7 protein-coding genes are annotated in these 4,277 nt (G+C 63.9%); 5 read left to right on the forward strand and 2 right to left on the reverse strand.

What is annotated here, in order from left to right; translation table 11 throughout:
* Both QZ501_RS14930 and QZ501_RS14935 read right to left on the reverse strand, forming a co-directional pair.
* Window positions 1–852 (reverse strand): cyclic nucleotide-binding domain-containing protein (locus QZ501_RS14930; protein ID WP_295720611.1); only part of this gene is annotated, 852 nt, incomplete at its 3' end.
* A 74-nt stretch (window positions 853–926) separates the two neighbouring features.
* On the reverse strand, window positions 927–1,586 hold the full coding sequence (locus QZ501_RS14935) for a hypothetical protein (RefSeq protein ID WP_295720613.1): 660 nt from the start codon (window positions 1,584–1,586) through the stop codon (window positions 927–929).
* Window positions 1,587–1,732: 146 nt separating this feature from the next.
* Here QZ501_RS14935 and QZ501_RS14940 point away from each other — a divergent pair, with 146 nt between their 5' ends.
* The 5 genes from QZ501_RS14940 to QZ501_RS14960 form a co-directional block, all read left to right on the forward strand.
* Entirely contained in the window at window positions 1,733–2,284 is a 552-nt protein-coding gene (locus tag QZ501_RS14940) for a hypothetical protein (RefSeq protein ID WP_295720615.1), read from the forward strand.
* A gap of 150 nt (window positions 2,285–2,434) precedes the next feature.
* Window positions 2,435–3,178: a MotA/TolQ/ExbB proton channel family protein gene (locus QZ501_RS14945; RefSeq protein ID WP_151440285.1), complete on the forward strand. Its 744-nt coding sequence runs from the start codon at window positions 2,435–2,437 to the stop codon at window positions 3,176–3,178.
* A complete protein-coding gene (locus QZ501_RS14950) occupies window positions 3,165–3,569 on the forward strand; it encodes a biopolymer transporter ExbD (protein ID WP_151440283.1) in 405 nt (134 codons plus the stop codon). The genes QZ501_RS14945 and QZ501_RS14950 overlap by 14 nt, the downstream gene beginning before the upstream one ends.
* Window positions 3,566–3,982 (forward strand): biopolymer transporter ExbD, encoded by a 417-nt coding sequence (locus QZ501_RS14955; protein ID WP_151440281.1) that lies wholly within the window; start codon window positions 3,566–3,568, stop codon window positions 3,980–3,982. The genes QZ501_RS14950 and QZ501_RS14955 overlap by 4 nt, the downstream gene beginning before the upstream one ends.
* Window positions 3,979–4,277: hypothetical protein (locus QZ501_RS14960; protein ID WP_295720619.1), on the forward strand; the 299-nt coding region annotated here is incomplete at its 3' end. The genes QZ501_RS14955 and QZ501_RS14960, both read left to right, overlap by 4 nt.

The raw sequence follows: 4,277 nt of genomic DNA on the forward strand, positions 1-4,277 counted from the left end.
TTCATACCGGATGATGTCGGAAAGATGCAGAAGCCCGATGGGCCGCCGGCGATGCAGCACCGGCAGATGCTGGACGTTGTTACGCAGGATGCTGAGCATCGCCTCCTGCACGGTTTCATCCGACTGGATCGAGATCAGTGTACCGCTGTGCAGCTGACTCACGGGGGTTTCTCCTGAAAGCCCCTCGGCCACCAGCCGCACCCGCAGGTCAGCATCGGTGAGGATGCCCCTGAGGGCCCACTGACGCCCATCAGCCCCCGTGTAGATCACCGAGTCCGCATCCACAGCGGGCTCCACCACCAGTGCCGCAGAGACATTCTCCCCGGTCATACGGGCAGCCGCATCCTGCGCCGTGGTATCCGTCTCGAGCAGCAGGGGCAGGCGGTTCACCAGCTTGCGCACCCGCGTGCTCATCAGGTCGTTACTCTTGTGCTGGGCCTCGACTGTGGCCTGCAGGCGCGGCTTCTCTACTTCCACGAACTCGGCAAAGGCGTCGTCCGTTTCGCAGAGCTGATAGAAAACCGAATCCGGTATGAAATAGATGAGAGTGTCTTCCATGGCCCGCGCCGGGAAGCGCACCCTGTTATTCCGCAGAAGGTTGAAGTGCCCGAAGATATCGCCTTCGCCCAGGCGGTTGTAGAGGTCGTTGTTGCGGCGGTAGATCTCCACCGCGCCGCTTCGGATGTAACACAGGTCGTGGAGTTCGCGGTCGGCCTCCAGGATCATGGAGCCCGCCTTGAAATAGGCCACATCAACAGACCCGGCAACGTCATCAATAAGGTCATCATCCAGGCCGTCGAACGGCGGGAAGCGGGCCATGTGGTCGCGGATCTCAAGCAGCTCGGTATTCATGACGGCCTCATCGGAACGGTGACAGCCTCAGCATGGTGCAGGCCCGGGGTCGGCGCAATCCGCATCGGCCGCAATCAGGCTTCGAGCATGGCGTCCGCCGGTTCCTGTTCATCCCGGGCCAGAGGCTGGTTGCGCCCTTCCGACTCAGGGGCGAGCGGCTGAACCATACGGGCATCCCCGGGCGTCACCCGAAGCCGTAGCCGCTGTTCACGCACCTGGCCCGCTACAGTACCTTGCACCACCAGCGTCCAATAGTGATGACAGCGCCATTCGGTCTCGCTGAGGTCCGGCCTTGGCTCCGTGCCGGTCAGTGACCCCGGCGGCTCGAAGCGGAAAGCCAGGCAGTTTGACTCGGTGAAGGCCGGCCGGGTCTCCCACCAGACCCAGTCACGACGGTGGGAGACCGTCTGGTGGCCGGCTTTCTCGCAGAGTCGGGTGCAGACCAGGGTGACCTCGGGGTCCGCCGGGAAGGCAGTGCCGTCCTCAGGGTAGAGCCGGCCGCCCACGTCGCCCCCGAGCGAACCCGGGGCGGGATCCGTTTCCAGCCGGAAAGACAGCGGCTCCGGCGCACGGGGGCGGGCAAGCCAGGCCCGCCAGCCACAGAACGCGGCGGCCGCAAGGGTCACAATCGCCGGCACCGGGTTGTATGCCAGGGCCGCAACCCCCATAACTGTGATAAGCAGGGCCATGACCAGCCAGGCGCGGTAAAGGCGCTGCTCGGGAGTGTGCGACAAATCCTCTTCTCCTGGGGCGGGTAACACGCTGTCACTATGCCATACCGATGGTTCCCGCTGAACGGGGGTCGAGATTCCCTGCCAAAGCGTCTATTCTAGGGTCAGGTCCCAGTGAACGACCTGACCCGACTCCAAGGGAGGTGCCCGTGACCGATCTCATGCACGACGCCATCACCATTGCCCATGCCGGTATTCTCGGGGAATACGACGTACCACCGACAGCCGTGGTGCTCGGCGATGGTAACAACGTCCAGCTCGTACTCGGCGGACTGCCGGAGGATGCGGAAAACGAGGAATGGCAGAACGCCCTTCGAACGGTACGTGAGGAAATGGACGCTCCGGCGGTCATGCTCTATTTCTCCGCCTGGACCACCATCCAGCGCGACGGGGAGGACGAATCCCTGGATACGCTGATCGTCCAGATCGGTACTCCCGGCTGCCTGTACTTCCGTGCCTATGAACAGATCCGCGAGCCGCGTATGGGGGTCGTCACCGGTCTGAGGGAGCTGACCCATCTGCGCGATGAGGCGGACCCCGGCAAGGACCCCCCCATGCAGCCAAGCCTGGGCGATGTTTTCGCGCCGGCCACGGAGTCCTTCCGTGAATCCAGCACCTATCTGGACATCATCGATACGGTAACGGAAAAACTCGACGAGAAGGCGCCATTTGCCGGCGACAGCCGCACCCACCTCCACTGACGCACCCGCGAAGGCTGCTACCCGCACCCGGCGCCCTTTAGGGCCCCGGGTGCCTGCATCCTGCTCCAGGTCCCTTCACTTTTTGAATGATAATGTTTATCATTCGATCATCGCTTCGCGGATTACCCCTTAGAGGGGCTGGCAACGCTTATGAGTCTTTCCACACCCACTACCGGGGAACTGCTTGCCCCGATAACCGAACTCCTCGCAATGGGTGGCCCTGTGATGGGCGTACTCCTGGCCATTTCCGTGCTCGGGCTGGGCACGGCGCTCTACACGCTGGTGATAAGCCTGTTGCAGGCGCCCCGGCTCAACCGCCGCATCCGGGATGGCGTCGACCAGTGGTGTGACGGCGAGGACGATGCCGCCCGTCGCAGTCTCAGCGGCCAGCGCAACCCGCTCGCCGGGCTTCTGGCATTCGTCATGCACCGCCGCAGCCAGGGCGAGACGGAAAGCAGCCTGCGCGATGAAGTCGCCCGCCGCGCCCAGCGCCTCCTTCTGCCCTTTGAATCGCCCCTGAAGATCCTGGAAGTGATCGCCGCGCTGGCACCGCTGATCGGCCTGCTCGGCACCGTGATGGGCATGATGACGGCCTTTGACGCCATGGCGAACGCTCAGGGCCAGGCGGACCCCGCCGAACTCAGCGGCGGTATCTACGAGGCCCTGTCCACGACCGCAACGGGCCTGGCCATCGCCATTCCCTTCGCTGCCATTGCCGCCTGGATGGAGTTCCGGATGCGGCGCATGCAGCAACACATCAACGACCTGCTGGTCCGGATCTTCCGGCGCGAAGTGCCGGGCAACCAGCCCCGCGAGGCGGTTACCGCCACCGGGGCCCAGCAGCACAGCGACGACCACAGGCAGGAAAACACCCAGCGCCATGCAATGGCTTGAGCCCCGACCCAGCCGGCGTGTGCCCATCCGGCTCACGCCGCTGATCGATGTGGTCTTCATTCTGCTGCTGTTCTTCATGCTCACCTCCCGCATGGAGCCGGTCGGCCTGCTGCAGCTGGATACACCGGCCCCGGATTCCGGCGGCGAGGCATCGGACGACACACCGGCCCGACTCCACCTGACAGAGGAAGGACTCAAGTGGAATGGCGAGACGCTGGATGAACCGGCGCTGACGGAGCGAATCCAGAACTTCGGGGGCGAACGCATCGAGATCAGCACCGATGATGACGTGGCCCTGGGCCGTTTCACCCACTGGCTGGGCGTGGCCGATGACGCCGGTGTCAGCGCCAGCTGGGAGCGTGACGCAGGCAAAACCCCGGACGCCCCATGAAACAGCAACAACCGTTTTTCCCCGAATCCGACAATGACCCCTCGCTGACCGAGAAGCTTGAGGAAGGGTTGCTGCCGCTGATCAACGTGGTTTTCCTGCTGCTTCTGTTCTTCCTGATCGTGGGGATCGTCCTCCAGGACCAGCTTCCCGCGCTTCCGGATACCGCCAACGGCCGCGATGAACGCCGCCCGGACATGGATCTGGTGGTGGAAGCGGACGGCAACCTGCGCTTCGAGGGCTCGCCCATTGAGCGGAGCGCACTGGGCGAAAAGCTGCCCGATTACGACGAATCCGACCGGCTGCGGCTGGGCGTGGACGAGCAGCTTTCCATGGCGGAGCTTGAAAGCCTGTTCCAGACCCTGGACGAGGCCGGTCACCCCCAGGTCATCCTGCTGACGGACCCGGGCCAATGACACCGGAACGCACCCGCTCGCTCATTGCCATTGTCTCCATCAGCCTTGCGGTGATCCTGCACCTGGCGGTGCTGTTCCGCTGGCCCGTGGACAGGCCCGAAATGCCAGGCCCGGACACCGGCAAGCGCGGAATCGTGGTCAACACCCAGGCACCGCCGCCCTCGCAGAAGGAAAGCACCTCGTCCGAATCCGAAACAACCGAGGAATCGGAACCCAGGGAACCAGAACCAGAACCAGAACCAGAACCAGAACCAGAACCAGAACCAGAACCAGAACCAGAACCAGAACCAGAACC

Source organism: uncultured Halovibrio sp., from assembly GCF_913056445.1.
GTDB classification, from domain to species: Bacteria; Pseudomonadota; Gammaproteobacteria; order Pseudomonadales; family Oleiphilaceae; genus Halospina; species Halospina utahensis_B.

Coding starts and splice junctions, on each gene's coding strand:
- QZ501_RS14945 (WP_151440285.1), top strand. CDS start 2,435: ATGAGTCTTTCCACACCCACTACCGGGGAACTGCTTGCCCCGATAACC.
- QZ501_RS14950 (WP_151440283.1), top strand. CDS start 3,165: ATGCAATGGCTTGAGCCCCGACCCAGCCGGCGTGTGCCCATCCGGCTC.
- QZ501_RS14955 (WP_151440281.1), top strand. CDS start 3,566: ATGAAACAGCAACAACCGTTTTTCCCCGAATCCGACAATGACCCCTCG.